The sequence below is a fragment of the Mesorhizobium sp. M0018 genome, from assembly GCF_040323955.1.
Taxonomy (GTDB): domain Bacteria; phylum Pseudomonadota; class Alphaproteobacteria; order Rhizobiales; family Rhizobiaceae; genus Mesorhizobium.
This window is the reverse complement of sequence record NZ_JAMYVL010000015.1, coordinates 76,567-94,665: the sequence shown is the minus strand read 5'-3', so window position 1 is coordinate 94,665 and position 18,099 is coordinate 76,567. Positions and strand designations below refer to the sequence as shown.

The 18,099-nt window shown below is 62.7% G+C and carries 26 protein-coding genes; 15 read left to right on the top strand and 11 right to left on the bottom strand.

Annotated elements, in window-relative coordinates:
* Positions 1-135: 135 nt before the first annotated feature.
* On the top strand, positions 136-729 hold the full coding sequence (locus NKJ81_RS21185; RefSeq protein WP_352472654.1) for a TetR/AcrR family transcriptional regulator: 594 nt from the start codon (positions 136-138) through the stop codon (positions 727-729).
* 59 nt (positions 730-788) lie between these two features.
* Here NKJ81_RS21185 and NKJ81_RS21180 read toward each other — a convergent pair whose 3' ends face one another.
* Positions 789-1,382, bottom strand: coding sequence for a hypothetical protein (locus NKJ81_RS21180; RefSeq protein WP_352472655.1), 594 nt, complete (start codon positions 1,380-1,382; stop codon positions 789-791).
* A 119-nt stretch (positions 1,383-1,501) separates the two neighbouring features.
* Between NKJ81_RS21180 and NKJ81_RS21175 the strand changes: the two genes are divergently transcribed.
* Positions 1,502-2,632: a metallophosphoesterase gene (locus NKJ81_RS21175; protein WP_352541616.1), complete on the top strand. Its 1,131-nt coding sequence runs from the start codon at positions 1,502-1,504 to the stop codon at positions 2,630-2,632.
* Positions 2,633-2,695: 63 nt separating this feature from the next.
* On the opposite strand, the gene NKJ81_RS21170 is transcribed toward NKJ81_RS21175, so the two are convergent.
* The gene (locus NKJ81_RS21170; RefSeq protein ID WP_254820647.1) at positions 2,696-2,875 is read right to left on the bottom strand and encodes a CsbD family protein; all 180 of its coding nucleotides are present in this window, start codon (positions 2,873-2,875) and stop codon (positions 2,696-2,698) included.
* Between the two features lie 147 nt (positions 2,876-3,022).
* Between NKJ81_RS21170 and NKJ81_RS21165 the strand changes: the two genes are divergently transcribed.
* Both NKJ81_RS21165 and NKJ81_RS21160 read left to right on the top strand, forming a co-directional pair.
* The gene (locus tag NKJ81_RS21165; protein WP_352541615.1) at positions 3,023-3,691 is read left to right on the top strand and encodes a glutathione S-transferase family protein; all 669 of its coding nucleotides are present in this window, start codon (positions 3,023-3,025) and stop codon (positions 3,689-3,691) included.
* 77 nt (positions 3,692-3,768) lie between these two features.
* The gene (locus NKJ81_RS21160) at positions 3,769-4,524 is read left to right on the top strand and encodes an SDR family NAD(P)-dependent oxidoreductase (RefSeq protein WP_352541614.1); all 756 of its coding nucleotides are present in this window, start codon (positions 3,769-3,771) and stop codon (positions 4,522-4,524) included.
* Positions 4,525-4,542: 18 nt separating this feature from the next.
* Here the strand turns inward: NKJ81_RS21160 and NKJ81_RS21155 are convergent, their stop codons facing one another.
* On the bottom strand, positions 4,543-5,394 hold the full coding sequence (locus NKJ81_RS21155) for a LysR family transcriptional regulator (protein ID WP_352541613.1): 852 nt from the start codon (positions 5,392-5,394) through the stop codon (positions 4,543-4,545).
* Positions 5,395-5,491: 97 nt separating this feature from the next.
* Between NKJ81_RS21155 and NKJ81_RS21150 the strand changes: the two genes are divergently transcribed.
* The 7 genes from NKJ81_RS21150 to NKJ81_RS21120 all read left to right on the top strand — a co-directional run bounded on the left by NKJ81_RS21150 (position 5,492) and on the right by NKJ81_RS21120 (position 9,136).
* Positions 5,492-5,953: a RidA family protein gene (locus tag NKJ81_RS21150; RefSeq protein ID WP_352541612.1), complete on the top strand. Its 462-nt coding sequence runs from the start codon at positions 5,492-5,494 to the stop codon at positions 5,951-5,953.
* A gap of 67 nt (positions 5,954-6,020) precedes the next feature.
* On the top strand, positions 6,021-6,812 hold the full coding sequence (locus NKJ81_RS21145; RefSeq protein WP_352541611.1) for an SDR family oxidoreductase: 792 nt from the start codon (positions 6,021-6,023) through the stop codon (positions 6,810-6,812).
* A gap of 431 nt (positions 6,813-7,243) precedes the next feature.
* Positions 7,244-7,453 (top strand): cold-shock protein, encoded by a 210-nt coding sequence (locus tag NKJ81_RS21140; RefSeq protein ID WP_010915421.1) that lies wholly within the window; start codon positions 7,244-7,246, stop codon positions 7,451-7,453.
* Between the two features lie 490 nt (positions 7,454-7,943).
* Positions 7,944-8,171: a hypothetical protein gene (locus tag NKJ81_RS21135; RefSeq protein WP_023677608.1), complete on the top strand. Its 228-nt coding sequence runs from the start codon at positions 7,944-7,946 to the stop codon at positions 8,169-8,171.
* Complete coding sequence (locus tag NKJ81_RS21130) at positions 8,171-8,578, top strand: hypothetical protein (protein ID WP_352472663.1); 408 nt, start codon at positions 8,171-8,173, stop codon at positions 8,576-8,578. Before NKJ81_RS21135 ends, NKJ81_RS21130 begins: the two co-directional genes overlap by 1 nt.
* 1 nt (position 8,579) lies before the next feature.
* Positions 8,580-8,744 (top strand): hypothetical protein, encoded by a 165-nt coding sequence (locus tag NKJ81_RS21125; RefSeq protein WP_023722752.1) that lies wholly within the window; start codon positions 8,580-8,582, stop codon positions 8,742-8,744.
* Positions 8,745-8,794: 50 nt separating this feature from the next.
* On the top strand, positions 8,795-9,136 hold the full coding sequence (locus NKJ81_RS21120) for a YkgJ family cysteine cluster protein (RefSeq protein ID WP_352541662.1): 342 nt from the start codon (positions 8,795-8,797) through the stop codon (positions 9,134-9,136).
* A 34-nt stretch (positions 9,137-9,170) separates the two neighbouring features.
* On the opposite strand, the gene NKJ81_RS21115 is transcribed toward NKJ81_RS21120, so the two are convergent.
* A complete protein-coding gene (locus NKJ81_RS21115; RefSeq protein WP_352541610.1) occupies positions 9,171-10,091 on the bottom strand; it encodes an AraC family transcriptional regulator in 921 nt (306 codons plus the stop codon).
* A 170-nt stretch (positions 10,092-10,261) separates the two neighbouring features.
* On the opposite strand from NKJ81_RS21115, the gene NKJ81_RS21110 reads away from it, so the two are divergent.
* Together NKJ81_RS21110 and NKJ81_RS21105 are read left to right on the top strand one after the other, a co-directional pair.
* Positions 10,262-10,681 carry a nuclear transport factor 2 family protein gene (locus NKJ81_RS21110; protein ID WP_352541609.1) on the top strand — a complete coding sequence of 140 codons (420 nt, stop codon included), beginning with the start codon at positions 10,262-10,264 and terminating at the stop codon, positions 10,679-10,681.
* Between the two features lie 86 nt (positions 10,682-10,767).
* On the top strand, positions 10,768-11,379 hold the full coding sequence (locus NKJ81_RS21105) for a LysE family translocator (protein WP_352472666.1): 612 nt from the start codon (positions 10,768-10,770) through the stop codon (positions 11,377-11,379).
* 26 nt (positions 11,380-11,405) lie between these two features.
* Here NKJ81_RS21105 and NKJ81_RS21100 read toward each other — a convergent pair whose 3' ends face one another.
* From NKJ81_RS21100 to NKJ81_RS21090, 3 genes are read right to left on the bottom strand one after another with little or no spacing between them, the layout of a single operon-like run.
* Complete coding sequence (locus NKJ81_RS21100) at positions 11,406-11,792, bottom strand: nuclear transport factor 2 family protein (protein ID WP_352472667.1); 387 nt, start codon at positions 11,790-11,792, stop codon at positions 11,406-11,408.
* 16 nt (positions 11,793-11,808) lie between these two features.
* Positions 11,809-12,255, bottom strand: coding sequence for an OsmC family protein (locus tag NKJ81_RS21095; RefSeq protein ID WP_352541661.1), 447 nt, complete (start codon positions 12,253-12,255; stop codon positions 11,809-11,811).
* A gap of 59 nt (positions 12,256-12,314) precedes the next feature.
* Positions 12,315-13,325 (bottom strand): zinc-dependent alcohol dehydrogenase family protein, encoded by a 1,011-nt coding sequence (locus tag NKJ81_RS21090; protein WP_352541608.1) that lies wholly within the window; start codon positions 13,323-13,325, stop codon positions 12,315-12,317.
* A gap of 98 nt (positions 13,326-13,423) precedes the next feature.
* Between NKJ81_RS21090 and NKJ81_RS21085 the strand changes: the two genes are divergently transcribed.
* A complete protein-coding gene (locus NKJ81_RS21085) occupies positions 13,424-14,023 on the top strand; it encodes a TetR/AcrR family transcriptional regulator (protein WP_352541607.1) in 600 nt (199 codons plus the stop codon).
* A gap of 93 nt (positions 14,024-14,116) precedes the next feature.
* Here NKJ81_RS21085 and groL read toward each other — a convergent pair whose 3' ends face one another.
* Together groL and groES are read right to left on the bottom strand one after the other, a co-directional pair.
* Positions 14,117-15,772, bottom strand: coding sequence for a chaperonin GroEL (gene groL, locus NKJ81_RS21080; protein WP_352541606.1), 1,656 nt, complete (start codon positions 15,770-15,772; stop codon positions 14,117-14,119).
* A gap of 62 nt (positions 15,773-15,834) precedes the next feature.
* Positions 15,835-16,131 (bottom strand): co-chaperone GroES, encoded by a 297-nt coding sequence (gene groES, locus NKJ81_RS21075; RefSeq protein ID WP_006203049.1) that lies wholly within the window; start codon positions 16,129-16,131, stop codon positions 15,835-15,837.
* A gap of 217 nt (positions 16,132-16,348) precedes the next feature.
* Here groES and NKJ81_RS21070 point away from each other — a divergent pair, with 217 nt between their 5' ends.
* Positions 16,349-17,284, top strand: coding sequence for a bifunctional helix-turn-helix transcriptional regulator/GNAT family N-acetyltransferase (locus NKJ81_RS21070; RefSeq protein WP_352541605.1), 936 nt, complete (start codon positions 16,349-16,351; stop codon positions 17,282-17,284).
* A gap of 40 nt (positions 17,285-17,324) precedes the next feature.
* On the opposite strand, the gene NKJ81_RS21065 is transcribed toward NKJ81_RS21070, so the two are convergent.
* Positions 17,325-17,570: a BBE domain-containing protein gene (locus tag NKJ81_RS21065; protein WP_352474504.1), complete on the bottom strand. Its 246-nt coding sequence runs from the start codon at positions 17,568-17,570 to the stop codon at positions 17,325-17,327.
* Positions 17,539-17,970, bottom strand: coding sequence for a hypothetical protein (locus NKJ81_RS21060; protein WP_352474506.1), 432 nt, complete (start codon positions 17,968-17,970; stop codon positions 17,539-17,541). The genes NKJ81_RS21065 and NKJ81_RS21060 overlap by 32 nt, the downstream gene beginning before the upstream one ends.
* Positions 17,971-18,099 lie beyond the last annotated feature (129 nt).

Here is an 18,099-nt window from a genome sequence, read left to right as displayed (position 1 = left end):
ACAGGACAGTCATCCTGTTTTACAAAACAGACCGGTTGTCCTGTTTTGTCAATCTGCTATCGTGTGAAGATGTCAGCAGAGATATCCGCTCGCCCAAGGTCGCGGGCTCAAAAACGCACCAACGACCCCGAAGGCATGCGCAAAAAGGTGCTCGATGTCGCCGAGGAGGCGTTTCAGGCACGCGGCTATCATGCGTCCAGCATGGGCGACCTGATGGCGACGGCGGGCGTCACCGGCGGCGCGCTGCACCACCATTTCGCGACCAAGAAGGCGCTGGCGCTCGCAGTGATCGAGGAGCGGGTCGCCGCCGCCGTAGAAGAGACATGGATCGCGCCGGTGCGGATGGCTCCCTCAGCGCGCGAGGGCGTGCGCTCCGTGTTCGCGGCCGTCGCGGCGGAGCTGGAGCAGCAGGGTTTCGTGCGCGGCTGCCCGCTCAACAACCTGGCGCATGAACTGTCGCTTGCCGATCCGGATTTCCGCATTGCCCTTGCCAGCATTTTTTCTACCTGGCGTCAGGCGATCGCCGACAAGATCAGGGCCGACCAGCAGGCGGGCCGGGAACAGGGCATCGATCCGCAGCGCTTCGCAGCGTTGGCTGTCGCCAGCTATTCCGGCGCCATGTCGATGGCCAAGACCGCGCAGGACGCAAGCGTGCTGCGCGATTGCCTGATGGCATTGGAACAGGGAGTCACGAGGCGACGTCGCAGGATACTGCACAGAGCGCTTTAACGCTGGCAGGACAGAGGCCGCAGTCGCTGATATCGCGACCGAGGCGGGAGGCCGAGCTCTTAATTCGGCAGCGGCTTGATCAGCTCGTAGCCGACCACGCTTTCGGCGCTAGTGCCCTCGTCATAGCGCCTGGCCACAACTGCCTGCAGGTCGGGTGCGTAAAGCGCGGTGAACTCGTCCCGCGTCTCGCCGGCCTCGCTCCTGATCGTCTGCTTGACCGCGAGTACGGAGTATTTGCAGTCACCCAGGCTGAACGTCTCCTTGCCCTTGACGTTGATCTCCAGCGTCTCGGTGCCCTTCGGCGGCTTGTTCGGTGCAAGACGGGCAAACACGATCTTGCTCTTGGCACCCGCCTTCAGCGGGAACACCTTCCTGAGATCGGAAAACGGGATCATCGCCAGCTGCCCCGTGCTGCTGTCGCGAAACACCTCGATCAGCCCGCCGAACAGGTACTGCGACTGCGGCGATTGCGACTGGTATTTGTTGGCAACCGCCACCATTCCGCCCGCCGCCGGGCGAAATTCGCTGTGGATGCCGGGCCTTTCGAGAATGAAGCCGGCCTTGGCCGATTTGGCGTCGATGCACCCGGCGCCATGCGCTGCGCTCGTCACCGCCAGAATCGCCATTGTCATGCCGATGGATGTAGCTTTCATGGCGTCCTCCTTTGCCCGCGCAAGTTGAATGCCGAAAGCAATGCCAGACCTGGGAGAACGTGTCGACATACTTTACGAGCAACTGGACTGCCGGTCCCCGTCGTGCTGAATTTTAGCGCATGATGCATCGCATTCCCGCCCGGCCGGTTTCCCGGCGCAGGTTCCTGATGCAGGCAGCGGGCCTTGCCGCGGCCGGCGCCGTTTCGCACCCGGCCTTCGGCCAGACCGGCCAGCGCATCCCGCCGATCGACGCCACCTTCTTGTTTATCGCCGATGTCCATGCCTGCCGCACGGCGAACGGATTGAGCCCGCATTGCGAGCAGGAGGGCAAGACCGACGCTGCCTTGCTGCGCAACGTCGCCGCACTCAACGGCGTCGGCGACAGGCAATGGCCGGCTGAAATCGATGGCGTTGCCACCGGCCTGCGCTCGACGGGCAACATCGGCACGCCGCTCGGCCTGGTCGTTGGCGGCGACATCACCGATGATGGCGGCGGCCAGATCACCCAGCCCAGCGAGGGCACGCAACTGCTTCAGTTCAGCCAGCGCTACCAGCAAGGCGTCGGCCCCGACCGCGTGCACATGCCGGTCTATGTCGGCCTCGGCAACCACGACCTCGACCAGAACGGCCCGCGCTCGCATGTCGACTGGTACCGCCGCGAAATGCGCGACTACGTCGAGGTCAACCACCGCCCCGGCGTGTTCTTCAAGCCGCCTGCGCCGGCGACCGACTACGATGTCGGGACCGATTGCTATTCATGGGATTGGGGCGGCCTGCATCTTGTCCAGACGCACCGTTTCGCCGGCGATACCGGCCATGGCGCCACCAGCAGCCTGCCATGGCTGAAGCAGGACCTGGCAACCTATGCCGGCGACGGCCGCCCGGTCATCCTGTTCCAGCATTATGGCTGGGATACTTTTTCGATCGAAAGATGGGACGCCGCCGAGAAAACCTTCGACGACGGCGGCAAGGGTCCGCCCCACTGGTGGAGCGAAGCCGACAGGCAGGCGCTGGTGGCTGTGCTGAAGGGTTACAACGTCGTCGGCATCTTCCATGGCCACCAGCACGCGACGCCGATGATCTACCACCGTGACGGGGTCGACTTGTTCAAGCCGAAGGCCGCCTTCATGGGCGGCTTTGCGTTGGCGCGGGTGACGGGAAACAGCATGGATGTGGTGCTGGGCGAAGCCGCCGGAGATCATGGCGAGGTCACCTTCACCAAGGCATACAGCAAAAGCCTGACTTTCTGACGGGCAGGAGAGGGCCAAAAAAGGCGGCCGAGCCGCCTCTTCCTGGTTCACGAAGGGCCGGCGTCAAAGCGCCTTCTTCACCTTGTCCTTCACGTCGCCGTAAGCCTTCTGCATCTTGCCGGTGGCCTTGTCGACGTCGCCTTCGGCCTCGGTGCGCCTGTTGCCGGTGGCCTTGCCGGCGGTCTGCTTGACCGAGCCCTTGGCTTGCTTGGCAACGCCGGCAACCTGATCCTTGTTCACCATCTCGCATCTCCTGGACCGTTCGCCTGGAGAAACGGTCGCGAATCGCTTAGGTTCCGGGTTCTGCCCGTCGATTGGGATAGCTTCCGGCCGCGAAGCCGACAGGATAGGGTGCACCAGAACGCCCGAACAGACAGGGCCGGAGGGACAATGGCTGAATTCACGCTCTTCATCGGCAACAAGTGTTTTTCGTCGTGGTCACTGCGGCCGTGGCTGGCGATGAAGCATCTGGAGATCCCGTTCGAGGAAGGTCTTGTGCGCCTGCGCACGCCCGAGACCGCGGCCAATCTGGCCAGGATATCGCCGACCGGCCAGGTGCCGGTGCTGAACCATCGGCTGCCGAATGGCGAGGTCCGGATCGTCTGGGAAACCCTTGCCATCCTTGAATATCTTGCTGAGCTGTTTCCCGAGAAAAAGCTGTGGCCGGCCGACATCGGCGCCCGCGCGCTGGCCCGCTCGGCGGCGACAGAGATGCATTCCGGCTTTCGCGAGGTCCGCTATGGCTGGCCGATGAATTTGCGCCGGCCGAAAGGCCACAAGCCGCTCGACGCCGAAGGTGAGGCGCAACGGGCGCGCATCGAAGGGCTATGGCGCGAATGCCGCGAAAAATACGGCAAAGGCGGGCCGTTTCTGTTTGGCCGTTTCACCGCGGCCGATGCCATGTACGCGCCGGTCGTCACCCGCTTCGACACCTATGGTGGCACGCTGGCGCCCGACACCCGCGCCTATGTCGACGCCGTGCTTTCGATCCCGGCGATGCGGCACTGGTATGCCGAGGCGGCGAAAGAGCCTTGGCCGGAGCCCGGCCCAGACGAGTAGAGCCGAGCAAAGCCGGTCTTCCACTTCGCGGCCCGCGGCCTATCTGAAGATCGGGCAGGGGCCTTGGAGACTTCACAATGACTTCTGTTTCTTCCGCACTGGCCGGCAAGGTCGCACTCGTCACCGGCGCCTCCTCGGGCATCGGCGAGGCAACGGCTGTGGCGCTCGCAGCCGCCGGGGCCAAGGTGGCGATTGCCGCACGCCGCGCCGATCGTCTCGAAGCGCTGGCCGCACGTATCGAAAAGGCCGGCGGCACGGCGCTCCGCATCGAGGCCGACGTCACCAGCAACGACGATGTCACCGCCATGGTCGACAAGGTTGTCACCGAATGGGGCCGCCTCGACATCCTCGTTAACAATGCAGGTGTCATGCTTCTGTCGCCGGCCGCCGATGCCGAACTCGACGACTGGCGCCGCATGATTGAGCTCAACCTGCTGGCGCTGATGGGCGTCACCAAGGCGGCGCTGCCGCATCTGAGGGCCGCCAAGGGTCACATCGTCAATGTCTCGTCGATCGCCGGACGCGTCGCCAATCCCGGCGCCAGCGGCTATGCCGCAACCAAGTTCGGCGTCGTCGGCTTTTCCGAATCGCTGCGCCGCGAAGTCTATGCCGATAAGGTTCGCGTCACCGTCATCGAGCCTGGCCTTGTGCGCACCGAACTCGGCGACCATGTCACCAACCCGGCGGCGAAGGCCGGGCTCGACCAGCGGCTCGCCGCCATGGAGGCGCTGACCGCCGAGGACATCGCCGCGGCCATTTTCTACGCCGTGAGCCAGCCGGCACATGTCAACGTCAACGAGATCGTCATCCGCCCGACCGACCAGGAACGGTGAACGGCGTCAGATATTTCGCTACGCTTCGAATCCCGCTCGCAGGAAATCGCCACACTCCTCGACCAGCCGCGACGGGTCCCTCGCGAGATAGACGCCGAAATCCGCCATCGCCGCCGGCGGCAGGTTGAAGCGTCCGTTGAGGCTTTGGCAGTCGGGCGGCAGTCCTTCTTGCAGCAGAAGCCCGATGCCGAGCCCGGCCCTCAGCGCCGAGATCAGCGTCGCGAAGGTCGACACGCGGCAGCCGATCTTCCAGCCGATCCCGGCCTCGGCGAGCGAGGCCAGCATTCTGTCCTGCCAGGAGCAGGCGCCTTCGAAGATGATCAGCGGAAGCTCGACCTCGTCATCGATCTCGATCATGCGGCTTGCCGCCCAGACCAGCTGTCGTGACACATGGCCTCGCGGCGCCATTGTGAAGCGCGCCGGATCGGCCATGACGATGTCGCATCTTCCTTCGCCCAGCGACTTGCTGAGATCGCTGCTGCTGGCCGACGTCAGCTCGATCTCCACGGAAGGATGCCGGCGGCGGAATTCGGCGATGATCAACGGCAGCCGCGTTATCGCCAAATCCTCGACGATGCCCAGCCGGACACGGCCGACCAGCCTGCGGCCTTCTATCTCGCGCCTGGCATCGTCGCCGATCGCGATGGCCTTGCGGGCGAAGGCGAGCAGGATCTCGCCGGCCTCGGTCAGCGTCACGCCGCGCGGCGAACGGCGCAGCAGCTCGGCGCCGACTTCACCCTCGAGGCGCTGAAGCTGCATACTCACCGCCGCCTGGGTGCGGGCAAGCCGATCGGCGGCCCGGCTCACCGTTCCCGTATCGGCCACGGTGACGAAGGCGCGCAGCAGCCTGATGTCGATATCGCTAGTCATAAGAATTCCTGATAGCTGTGTCAGCACTATCAGGCTACCCGAAAGCCCGATCTGAATTCAAGGTCCGCTCGCACCAACGAAAACAGGAGCAGCCACCTTGTCCTACAGACAAAGATTTGAGGAGTTCGGTGTCGCCTGGCCGTCGCTCGATCGGCCCGCTTTGCCGTTCTCGCCGACGGTTCGGGTCGCAGACATCGTCTATGTCTCCGGTCAGATCCCCGAGATCGGGCAGGAGATCGCTGCGATCGGCCAGGTCGGCGCAGAGATCGATCTGGCCGCGGCGCGGAACGCCGCCCGGCTCTGCGCGGCCAACATCGTCTATTGGCTGGACAAGGAATTGGACGGCAATCTCGAGCGCGTCGTGAGATTCGCCAAGCTGACCGTCTATGTGAACGCGGCGGCCGGCTTTGCGGCCTATTCGGAGGTCGGCAACGGAGCATCCGAATTTCTGCTCCATGTTTTCGGCGAGCGTGGCGAGCATGCCCGCTGCTCGCTCGGCATGGCCGGCTTGCCGGCCAATGTTTCGGTCGAAGCCGACGCCATTGTGCATGTCCGCTGATGCACCCCCAAAGCATGCACTCGGGCCTGATCCGAGAGTGCGCAGCGAAACCAGGGGAAGGCTTGGCTTGATAAATACAAATCTTGAGAGGCGGAAGGCGCTTGTTCTCGGCGGAGGCAAGGGCCTGGGTTTCGGCGTCGCCGAAGCGCTCGCGGCGAAAGGCGCGGAGATCATCCTGGTCGGACGAGGGGAGGAGACCCTGGATGCGGCGCGGCGCGCGATCGAGTCCGCCAGCCCCGTCTGCTCGACCTTCAGCGCCGATCTTTCCGACAACGACAGCGTCTCCCGGCTGATCCGTGCCATCGAGGACGAGCATCAGCGGATCGACATCGTCCTGCTCAATGGCGGCGGCCCGCCGCCCTTCGCGGCCAGCGTCTTCGATGCGAGCGTCTGGGAAAAGCAGTTCACCAGCATGGTGCTGAGCCAGATGCGCATCGCCATTTCTTTCCTGCCAGGCATGCGGGCACGGCGCTGGGGACGCATCATCGCCGTTTCCTCCACGTCCGTCCGCGAGCCGATCCCCGGGCTTACCGCTTCGAACGCGCTGCGTGCGTCGCTCGCCGGCTGGGCCAAGACGCTGGCCGGCGAAGTGGCGGCGGACGGCGTCACGGTCAACCTGTTGCTGCCGGGCCGTTTTGCGACGGACCGGACGAAACAGTTCGACGCGATGGACGCCGCCGACAGGGGTGTCGACGCTGCTGTGATCGCCGCCGAGAGTCAGGCCGAAATCCCGGCAAAGCGCTACGGCACGCCCGCTGAATTCGGCGCCGTTGCCGCATTCCTGGCCAGCGCCGCCGCCGCCTATGTCACCGGCGTGGCGTTGCCGGTGGATGGCGGGCTCAGCCGCGGCATGCTGTGAGGAGCAGGGGCAGCGGCGCGAATGGTCGCATCACACAGGAACGCCCCTCGTGCCTTTTATCTGCGCGGGGGGCGTCCTGTTTGTCGTCCGCCTTTTCTCAAGATCGCTCTTTCGAGAACGGCTTTCGACACCGAAGAAAATGCTCCGGCGCCAAAATGGTTCCCGGCTAAGTGGCTTCGGCTCGCCCGGCTTTCGCTCTCCAATATGCCTGCACGGGCAGTCGCGGCGCCCTCGGCGAGTGTGACAAATCAAAAAAATTGACATAAGGCGCAAAGAAGTCTACAAGAACTTTGTCGATATTTGTTTGACCGACTTTTGTTATCCGCGTGCTTAGGCGCGCCTTTGGCGAACTTCCCCCATCAAAATCGAGACAAACGTTGTTGTGCATCCGCATGACGACGAACGAATATTTGCCATGGAAAGGGTTCGTTATGAGCACAGGCACAGTTAAATGGTTCAACGCCACCAAGGGTTTTGGTTTTATTCAGCCTGACGACGGTTCTGCCGACGTTTTCGTCCACATCTCAGCCGTCGAGCGCGCCGGAATGCGCGACATCGTCGAGGGCCAGAAGCTTGGCTACGAGATGGTCCGCGACAACAAGTCGGGCAAGATGTCCGCCGACCAGTTGAAGGCGGCCTAAAACGGAATTAAGCCTCACCGGTGACCACGGATGTACTGGCACCGGTGAATGGCAAATTCCAGCGCATGGTGGCGGGGAGGTTAAGTCCCCGCTCATGCGCATGAGAAGAACGTTCCCTTGCGCGTCTCTCGGGATGCGCAGGCGTTCTCATGGGAGGTCAGGCGGTGCCTGGCCTTTTTCATTTTTGCGCTTCGACCGCCGAAAGAGCGCTGCTCGACGGCCCGGACGTGCTAAGAGGCTGTTTCGAAATTCGCTCCGGCGAGTCATATGGTGGTGGTTTCGAGAACCGGAGCGCAGCGGACATTTGGGTCCGTGAGCACCGGAAGCGCAGAAAACCCCATCAGATGGCCGTCAGAGTAGAATTTCCAAACGGTCTCTAAGGACGTTCCAGCAATTTGAAACCGGCTGCCGTATTGCTTTGTGCGGGATCCTGGCCGAAAGACCAGTCTCGCCACTTTTCGGCGGCGTGCTCCGAACCGGGAGAAAGACCTTGACCGCAACTTCAAAAAAACCCCGCGACCAGGCCGAATCCATTTTCAGCAAGACGCGGACCCAGTCGATGTCGCTCGACCGCATCAATTCCGAACGGGATGCCGTCAGCCAGGCCCGCGAAGCCAAGACCGCGCGGCTGCGCGAATTGCGCCTGGAGAAGGAAGCCGACGACATGGCGGCGGCGGTTGCGCTCGCAGCCTCGCCAAAACGCGCAGGCAAACGCTGATGGCCACCAAACGCGTGCCTCAAAAGGCGATCGCCGCCGATTCGACCATCGCCGATGTCGTGGGTGAACTAGACAAGCCGGTCGAATATGTCCGGCGCGTGCTCGAAAAGCTTGAGCGCTGCCGGCGTGTCCACGGCGATGCTCAGGTGCGGCTCGGCGTGCGCGGCCGCGCCGAATGCCCCAATTATCTGATCGAATATGTCCGGGAAAACGCCAAGACGCACGAGCGCGTGACCTATCCGGATGCTGCCTACAGCGGCAGCACGCATCGCGAACTGGCGCCCCGGCACATCGAGGAAGCCAGGAACTGGTCGCCCGAAGAAATGAACATCACGGCCGTTTCGGCGCTCATCGGCCGCCTTCGCAATCCGAATGCGCCATCATCGCGTTTCTCTGACGAGGATTGATATGGCAATCAAGTTTTCCGCCAAGGGCCAGCCGGCAGCGCCTGCTGCCGCCGTGAAGCCGGCCAAGCCGGCGGCCGCGCCAAAAACCGGCGAAGCCGCCGAAGCGGGCACCGATCTGTTCAGGTCGCCGGCGGAAGCACCGCCGCGCAAGCCCAAGAAGAAATAGCGTCCTTGCAGCAAAATGCCGACCGGAAATCTGCGCCAAGGCTGCTTGCCCTGGCGGTCGCAGAGGAGTTTTCGTCGCCACAAGAGGGCGTCGGTCCGATTGCCTTCGATTGCCAGACCTGTGGCGCCTGCTGCGCCTACTCGTCCAGATGGCCGCGCTTCTCCACCGAGGATGACGCGCAGCTCGACCTTATCCCGCAAAAATACGTGGCTGCCGACGAAGCCGGTATGCGCTGCGACGGCGCGCGCTGTTCGGCACTGTGCGGCGAGGTCGGCAAGTCAACGGCCTGCGGCATCCACGACATCCGCCCCGACGTCTGCCGCGCCTGCATGCCGGGCGATGACGACTGCCTGATCGCGCGTCGGGCTCACGGTCTGCCGACGCTTGAATGACGGCCCTCGGGCTGGCGTCCCAGTTTGAATTTCGTCAATCAGATGCGCGAAAGTCGCTGCGGTAGAGGCCGGGCGATCGTCCGGTCAATCGTTTGAATGCCTGCGAGAACGACGGCACCGATTCATATCCGACGGCGCGCCCGATCTCGCCAATGTTCTGGTTCGTTTCCCGCAGAGCCTTGGCGGCAAGGTTCATCCGCCACCGGGTCACATAGGACAGCGGCGGCTGTCCTATCAGTTGAGCGAAGCGACGCGCGAAGGTGGCTCGAGACTGTGCCGCGCCGCTGGCAAGGGAAGCGATAGTCCAGGGATTGCCCGGCTGCTCGTGGATCATGCGCAAAGCCTGCGCAATGCCTTTGTCGCGCAAGGCGCCAAACCATCCCCCTGTTCCGAGTGGCTGATGTTCGATCCAGGCACGCAACAAGAAGATCAACGTGCTGTCGAGAAGGCGTGGGGCGACAATGTCGTGGCCGCCGAGATCGCCTTTCGCTTCGACCTGCAGAAGTCCCAGGGCAAGCCGCAGCGGCTCGCTGGTGCCAATCTGATTTCGGGTCAAATGGATCAGCGGAGGAAGCAGCGAAACCATCGGGTATGGCCCGACGCCGTCGAGTGAATATCTCGCACAAAGAAGAGTTGTCGCGCCGCTTTCGCTTTTCGGTTCCGCTCCGCTCCGATTCGCGGAAAGGACGGCGGATATCGATGCCGTCGGTGCATCCGCCGGATTGCAAAGGGTATGCCCGATACCGCTCGCGACAAGGATGACATCTCCCTCGCCTAAGCGGATCGGCTCCCTTTCACCGGCTAACCGCAGCCAGCATTCGCCGTTCTGGATGACGTGGATGGCGGCATTCCTTGTCGGATCCACCGAAATACCCCAGGGCCGATGCAGGGTCGCGCTGCCGATCATGGCGCTGCCAAATCTCAGCGAAGCAAGAACTTCGGACAAGGCATCCATGAGAACCATCCTCCGCCGATAACCAGATTGACGATATTAGACGATTGGATAAGAATCCAGGCGAATAGCGTATCGACCGTCTCACAAGCGTGGCTGATCATGTTGGCAATATCGGCCTGCGGACGCTCCCGTCCACACCGGCAGAAGCAGGCACCTGAAGGAGCAAAAACATGCGTGACGAACCATCAAATCCAGTTCCAGCCAAGATCCATAATTCGCTCGAGACCAACAAAACGATCGTCCTGGACTTCATCGACAAAGCAGTAAACCAGGGCAACATCGAAGCTGCTTCGATGCATTTTGGCGAACGCTACATCCAACACAATCCGAACATTGCGGATGGTGCGGACGGCTTCAAAGCCTATCTGCAGCAGCTCAAACAGTCATTTCCCCTCGTGAAGGGAGAGGTGAAGCGGATTTTTGCCGAAGGGGATTTCGTCATCGTGCACATGCACGCAAAACGCGAACCGGAGGAGGAGGGCCTGGCCATTGTCGACATTTTCAGGCTGAAGGACAGCAAGCTGGTCGAACACTGGGAAGTTCGGCAGCCCGTCGCGGACAGCAAGCTGCACGCCAACAGCATGATCTGAATGCGCATAGGCTCTCAGGCTGGCTTGTGCCCGCACGTTTCGCTTATTACGCTGCCGGCGGCAGGGCCAGCACCGGGAGACCATCCGTGAGCATCGAATTTCTGTTGACGTCGCTGATTGTCGTGGCTTCGCCCGGTACCGGCGTTCTCTATACGCTGAGCGCCGGGCTTTCGCGTGGCGCGCGCGCCAGCATCATTGCCGCTTTCGGCTGCACGCTCGGCATCATTCCGCACATGGCGGCCGCCATCACCGGCCTCGCGGCTCTGCTGCATACCAGTGCCGTCGCCTTCGAGACGCTGAAGTATCTCGGCGTCGCCTATCTTCTCTACATGGCCTGGAACACGCTGAAGGAGAAGGGCGGCCTGAGCGTCGACGAAAATGTGGCGCCGCGCTCGGCCGGCAAGGTGATCACTTCGGGCATCCTCATCAACATCCTCAATCCGAAGCTGTCGATCTTCTTCTTTGCCTTCCTGCCGCAATTCGTCAGCACCACCGAACCGCATGCGCTGTCGCAGATGCTGGAGCTCAGCAGCGTCTTCATGCTGCTCACCTTCGTGGTCTTTGTCGGCTACGGCGTTTTCGCGGCGTCAATCCGCAGCCATGTCGTGTCGCGGCCAAAGGTGCTGACCTGGATGCGCCGTACCTTCGCCGGAGCCTTTGTCATGCTCGGCGCCAAACTGGCGCTGGCGGACCGGTAGACAGGAAGGTCGCGGGCAGCGCAAATCTATCCCTTCACATAGCCCATGGCCTCGACAATCTGCCCGTCCGCCACGCGCATCAGGTTGACGCCGCGCAGCGAATTGCCGTCGCCCATCCAGTAGCGCCAGCGGATCGTCGCCCGATCGCCGGCGACGAAAGTTTCTTCAATGTCGAAGCGCGTGCCGGGTCCGGTTGCGATCGCCGACCACAGTTCGACGCAGGCGCCCTTGCCGATGCGGCGGGCGCCGTCCGGGGCCGGCGTGGTGTTTTCGATCACGCAATCTTCCGCCACCAGATCGTCGAGCGCCGACGGGTCGTGGCGCTGGAAGACGTCGTTGTAGCGCCGCATGATCTCGGCCGTTTCGGCGGAGCGTTTGGCGGCGGCGATGTCGATGACGAGTTCCTGTGTCATTGGATATTCCTTCCCTTCAGTGATCGGTAGCGGTTTCGATGAGGCGGGCCTTGAGCGTGATCACTGCGACGCCGGCCAGCGCCCGCGACACGAGGCAGCTCTCCTTGGCCGTCTGCGCCAGCCGCTCGAACTCCCCCGCCGCCAGCCCGGCGACGCTTGCCGCGGTTTCCAGCTCGATACGGGTCAGCGTCGGTCCAGCCGCGGTGGCGCCGAGATGCGCTTTCGCGATCGTGTGGATGCGTGCGGGAGTGTAACCTTCGCGGCCGAGGACGGCGCTCAGCGCCATCGAGAAGCAGCCGGCATGCGCCGCCGCAATCAATTCCTCGGGGTTGGTGCCGGGACCGTTCTCGAAACGCGACGGGAACGAGTAGGCGCCTTCGAAGACGCCGCTGCCGAGCTTCAGCCGGCCCGAACCTTCCTTCAACGATCCCTGCCATTGGGCCTCTGCTTCACGAATGGTCATAATGGTCATTGTGTCTCTCCTTTGATTTGAGGGGTCGATCAGATTTTGGGGCGGACCAGTCAGGCGCTGTCGACGACCACTTTCCCGAAGACGTCGCCTTGCTGGAAATAGCGATAGGCGTCGTTGGCCTCGTCGAAGGCGAACACCTTGTCGATGACAGGCTTAAGCCGATGCACCGAGATGGCGCGCAGCATGGCTTCGAGGTTGGTGCGATTGCCGACGAACAGGCGGCTGATGGTGGCGAGGCTGCGCTGGTAGACCGGGCCGGGGATCTGCACCGTCCCGCCTTTCGCATCCTGTATGGTGAGAAGCACGATGCGCCCGTAAAGCGCGCAGGCGATCATCGACTGCGCGAAGGTCGGCGGGCCGCCGGTCTCGACGACGAGGTCGATGCCGCCGGTCTGCTCTCGTACCGCAGCACCCCATTCCGGCATGTCGGCGGTCGCGACGACGAGGTCGGCGCCCAGCGCCTGCAACCGGTCCAGCTTCTCGTTGCGCGAGCTGACTGCCACGACACGGCAGCCGAGCAGCTTGGCGAATTGCAGCGCAAATAGCGCGACGCCACCTGAACCGATGACAAGAACCCATTGGCCGGGCTTCGGCATTTCGGCCGCCGTCACGGCATTCCAGGCGGTCAGGCCGGCGCAGGTTAGTGTCGCCGCTTGATGCCAGTCGAGATGATCGGGAAGCCGCACCGCCCATTGCTCGTCGAGCACGGCGTATTCGGCCAGCATCCCGTCCAGCGTGCAGCCAAGCTGGTCGATCAGACCGGCATTGATGCGGCCATCGATCCAGCGCGCAAAATAACTGCCGGTGACGCGGTCGCCGACGGCAAAGCGGGTGACGGCATCGCCGACCGCAACGACTTCACCGGCGCCGTCGCTCAGCGGGATAACGCCTTGGCGCGGCGCCAGCGGGTAGGTGCCGTTGAGGATCATCGTATCGCGGCGGTTGAGCGCGGTGGCGCGGACACGCACGACGATCTCGTGCGGCTTCGGCGTCGGCTGCGCCTCGTCGCGCATCACCAGGCACTTGGTCCCGCAGGTTCCTTCAAGACGATAACTGCGCATTTGCCTCTCGTATATGTAGACTGATCTACATATTATATATAGACCGATTGTCATATTCGAGGCAAGGCCTATAATGCTTACTCCTGACAGAGGTTGACATGGCGAACGACACCCGCACCCGCATACTCGAGACGACGGGGCTGCTGCTGAGGCAGCGCGGCTACCACGGCACGTCGCTCAACGATATATTGAGCGCCTCAGGCGCGCCGAGAGGCTCGCTCTATTTTCATTTTCCGGGCGGCAAGGACCAGTTGGTCATCGAGGTGACGCGCGACAGCGTCGAGGACGTCTCGAAAAGGCTGGGCGAGGCCCTTGCAGCCGAAAAGGACCCGGCGGTGGCCGTCCACCACATCTACCAGTCGGTCGCGCGCATGCTGGAAGACAATCGGTTCACGCTCGGTTGCCCGATCGCGCCCGTGGTGTTGGACTCGCCGATCGACATGCCGGAACTGGCCGAGTTGTGCCGCTCCGCCTTCGAGCAATGGATAGGCTTGCTCAGGGCGGCCTTCGTCGGGGCAGGGGTGCCCGAGCGCCGCGCGCATGCGCTGGCACTGCTGGTCGAATCATCGCTGGAAGGGCTGATGGTGATCGCACGCGCCACCCACGACCGCGCCCCGGTGCTGGCGGTAGCCGATGAGGTCGCGGCGCTGATTGAGGGCGCTTTGCCGGCCAAGAGTGCCACTGCCGCGGTGCATTGATATCGCCGCTTGAGCCGGGGCAGCCCGCTATGAAGCAAACAAAAAGGGCGGCATCGCTGCCGCCCTTTCCGAAAGCTTGCGAGATTGGCTGGATTAGAAATCCATGCCACCCATGCCGCCCATGCCGCCGCCGCCCATGCCGCCAGGCATGCCGCCGCCAGCCGACTCCTTCTTCGGAGCCTCCGCGATCATGGCTTCGGTGGTGACCAGCAGGCCGGCGACCGAGGCCGCGTCCTGCAGAGCCGTGCGCACAACCTTGACCGGATCGACGATACCCATGGCGATCATGTCGCCATATTCGCCGGTCTGGGCGTTGTAGCCGAAGGTTGCCCCCTTGTTCTCAAGGATCTTGCCGGCAACGATCGATGCTTCCGCACCGGCGTTGGCCGCGATCTGGCGGGCCGGAGCCTGCAGCGCGCGGCGCACGATGTTGATGCCGGCGGCCTGGTCGGAGTTGGCGCCGGTTGCCTTGATGCTCAGCGAAGCGCGCAGCAGTGCGACGCCGCCGCCGGGAACGATGCCTTCTTCGACGGCCGCGCGGGTCGCGTTGAGGGCGTCATCGACGCGGTCCTTCTTTTCCTTGACTTCCACTTCGGTCGCACCGCCGACGCGGATGACGGCAACGCCGCCCGCCAGCTTGGCGAGACGTTCCTGCAGCTTCTCCTTGTCGTAGTCCGAGGTGGTCTCCTCGATCTGCTGCTTGATCTGGGCGACGCGGCCCTGGATTTCGGCCTTCTTGCCGGCGCCGTCGACGATGGTGGTGTTCTCCTTGGAGATCGACACCTTCTTGGCGCGGCCGAGCATGTTCAGGCCGACATTCTCGAGCTTGATGCCGAGGTCTTCGGAAATGACCTGGCCACCGGTGAGGATGGCGATGTCTTCCAGCATGGCCTTGCGGCGATCACCAAAGCCCGGCGCCTTGACGGCGGCGATTTTCAGGCCACCGCGCAGCTTGTTGACGACCAGCGTGGCCAGGGCCTCGCCTTCGACATCTTCCGAGATGATGACCAGCGGCTTCGAGGTCTGCACGACGGCCTCGAGGATCGGCAGCATGGCCTGCAGATTGGAGAGCTTCTTCTCGTGGAGAAGAATGTAGGCGTCTTCCAGATCCGCAACCATCTTCTCGGCGTTGGTGACGAAGTAGGGCGAGAGATAGCCGCGGTCGAACTGCATGCCTTCAACGACTTCAAGCTCGGTCTCGGCGGTCTTTGCTTCCTCGACGGTGATGACGCCCTCATTGCCGACCTTCTGCATCGCTTCCGCGATCATCGAGCCGACCGACACGTCGCCATTGCCGGCGATGGTGCCGACCTGGGCAACCTCTTCCGAGGTCTTGATCTTCTTGGCGTTCTTAATCAGCGTCGCGACGACGTCGGCGACGGCGAGGTCGATGCCGCGCTTGAGGTCCATCGGGTTCATGCCGGCGGCAACCGACTTGTGGCCTTCCTGGACGATCGACTGTGCCAGAACGGTCGCGGTGGTGGTGCCGTCGCCGGCGATGTCGTTGGTCTTCGAAGCAACTTCGCGGACCATCTGCGCGCCCATGTTTTCGAACTTGTCCTCAAGCTCGATTTCCTTGGCGACGGTGACGCCGTCCTTGGTGATGCGCGGTGCGCCGAACGACTTGTCGATGACGACGTTGCGGCCCTTAGGGCCGAGCGTGACCTTCACCGCGTCGGCGAGGATGTTGACGCCGCGCAGCATGCGCTCACGAGCGTCGCGGGAGAATTTTACGTCTTTGGCAGCCATTTTTAGCTCCTGGCAGGGGCTTGGATTGAGCCCGAAGATTTAAATGAGGGTGAGGCCGATATTCAGCCGATGATGCCCATGATGTCGGATTCCTTCATGATCAGAAGGTCTTCGCCATTGAGCTTGACTTCGGTGCCCGACCACTTGCCGAACAGGATGCGGTCGCCGGCCTTGACGTCCAGCGGGACGAGCTTGCCGGCTTCGTCGCGGGCGCCGGAACCGACGGCGATGATCTCGCCTTCCTGCGGCTTTTCCTTAGCCGTATCGGGGATGATGATCCCGCCCGCGGTCTTGGATTCGGATTCGACCCGACGAACGACCACGCGGTCATGAAGCGGGCGGAACTTCGACTTTGCCATTTTTTATTCCTCGATGAGAATGGTGAGAACAGTTCCTCCGTCCGGCGGCGCCGGACATGTGGTTAGCACTCATCTTGGGGGAGTGCTAACGTGGCGCTGAAATAGGCTGGCAACTCGCGCGAGTCAAGGCGCCCGGTGAGCATCATCAGGACAATTGCTTCAAACGGATACTTGACTAAGTCAACTAAATCGCTGATCTTGCCGGGAAGAGGATGCCATGACCATTCATCATCACCCAGGCAAGGAGCGGATCGACGCGGTGCGGGCCTTCAACCGCTTCTACACCCGCCAGATCGGGCTGCTCGACGAAGGGCTGCTGAAAAGCACCTTCTCGCTGACCGAGGCGCGAGTGCTCTATGAGCTGGCGCATCGCGATGGCCTGACCGCCACCGACCTTGGGCGCGATCTCGGCCTCGATGCCGGTTATCTCAGCCGGCTGCTGAAGAAGTTCGAGGAGCGTGATCTGGTCGAGCGCGCCACGATCGAGGCGGATGCACGGCGTTCGACGATCGCGCTGACCAAGGCCGGGCGGCAGGCCTTCGCGCCGCTGAACCAGGGTTCGCACGACCAGGTCGCGGCATTGCTCGACCGGCTTCCAGTTCCCGAACAGGATAGGCTGGTCAAGGCCATGCAGACGGTACAGCGTCTGCTGGGCGGAAGCGCCGAGCCCAAAATTCCCTATATGCTGCGGCCTCTGCAAGTCGGCGACATCGGCTGGATTATCCATCGCCAGGGCCTGCTCTACGCGCAGGAATATGGCTGGGACGAAACCTATGAGGCGCTGGTCGCCGAAATCCTCGGCGCATTCGTCAAATCCTTCGATCCGAAATGGGAACGCAGCTGGATCGCCGAGAGGCAAGGCGAGGTCGTCGGCTCGGTCTTCGTCGTGCGCCAGTCGGACGCGGTGGCGAAGTTGCGCCTGCTCTATGTCGAGCCGTCGGCGCGCGGCCTCGGCATCGGCAAGCGGCTCGTCGAGGAATGTATCGGCTTTTGCCGCGCCACGGGTTACACGACACTGACGCTGTGGACCAACGACGTGCTCGCCGCCGCCCGCCACATCTATGAGGCTGCGGGCTTTAAATTGACCAACGAGGAGCGCCACCATTCCTTCGGCAAGGATCTGGTCGGCCAGAACTGGAATTTGGAGCTGTAGCAGCGCCGCAGAATTTCGAGCATCGGCCTGGGGCGGTCGCTCAGGTCGCAGGCTTAATGTTTTGGTTCAAGCGAAAGAAATTGGTGGGATCATACTTGTTCTTTAGTGCGGCCAACCTCGGATAATTCTCGCCGTAAGCCGCCAGAACCCGATCAGTGCCTTCTTCGCCGAGATTATTCGCATAGACGCCGCCGGTCGAGAACGGTCTCATTGCATCCCACAGGTCGCGCGCCCATCGGATGTGCGTTTCGTCGTCAGACGGGTAGTCCCAGATCGTAAAGCGCATCCCGATTGGCGTAGGGCGTTCCGTCCATCGGTACTCGCGAGATGGCGCCGCCAACCTGCTGCAGGACCAGAAGCGATTCGCTGGGTGCAGTCATGTAAGCCGCAAGCATGGTATCGATCGCCTGATCTGTGATTTCGCGCATGAACTGCGCCTTCCAGTAGTAGCGCCGCCCGCGCGGAAAGAGGCTGTCCCCGGCCGATTGGATTTGAAGATAGGGGACAGGAGCAATCCGGCGCTCAACTGGCGTGCCATACTCTCTCAGAGGTTGAATGATTTGCTGGCCTTCGTCGAGTGGGCCGATGTAGCACGCCGATATGCTGAAGAAGCGTTCGCCCGAGGGCGCCGTCACAAGTGCTGCATCCAGGCTCAGCTCATCCGGGGCGCCGCTCGAGAACCGCATCGCTTCGCGTCACAAGCGCCCGGCGTAATAAATTGCTAACCACGATCGCCCTGCACCGACTGCCATGCACACTCGCCGGCTTCTGGCACAATCCGGCTCCTTGAATTATAAGCACGCTTATTATATATG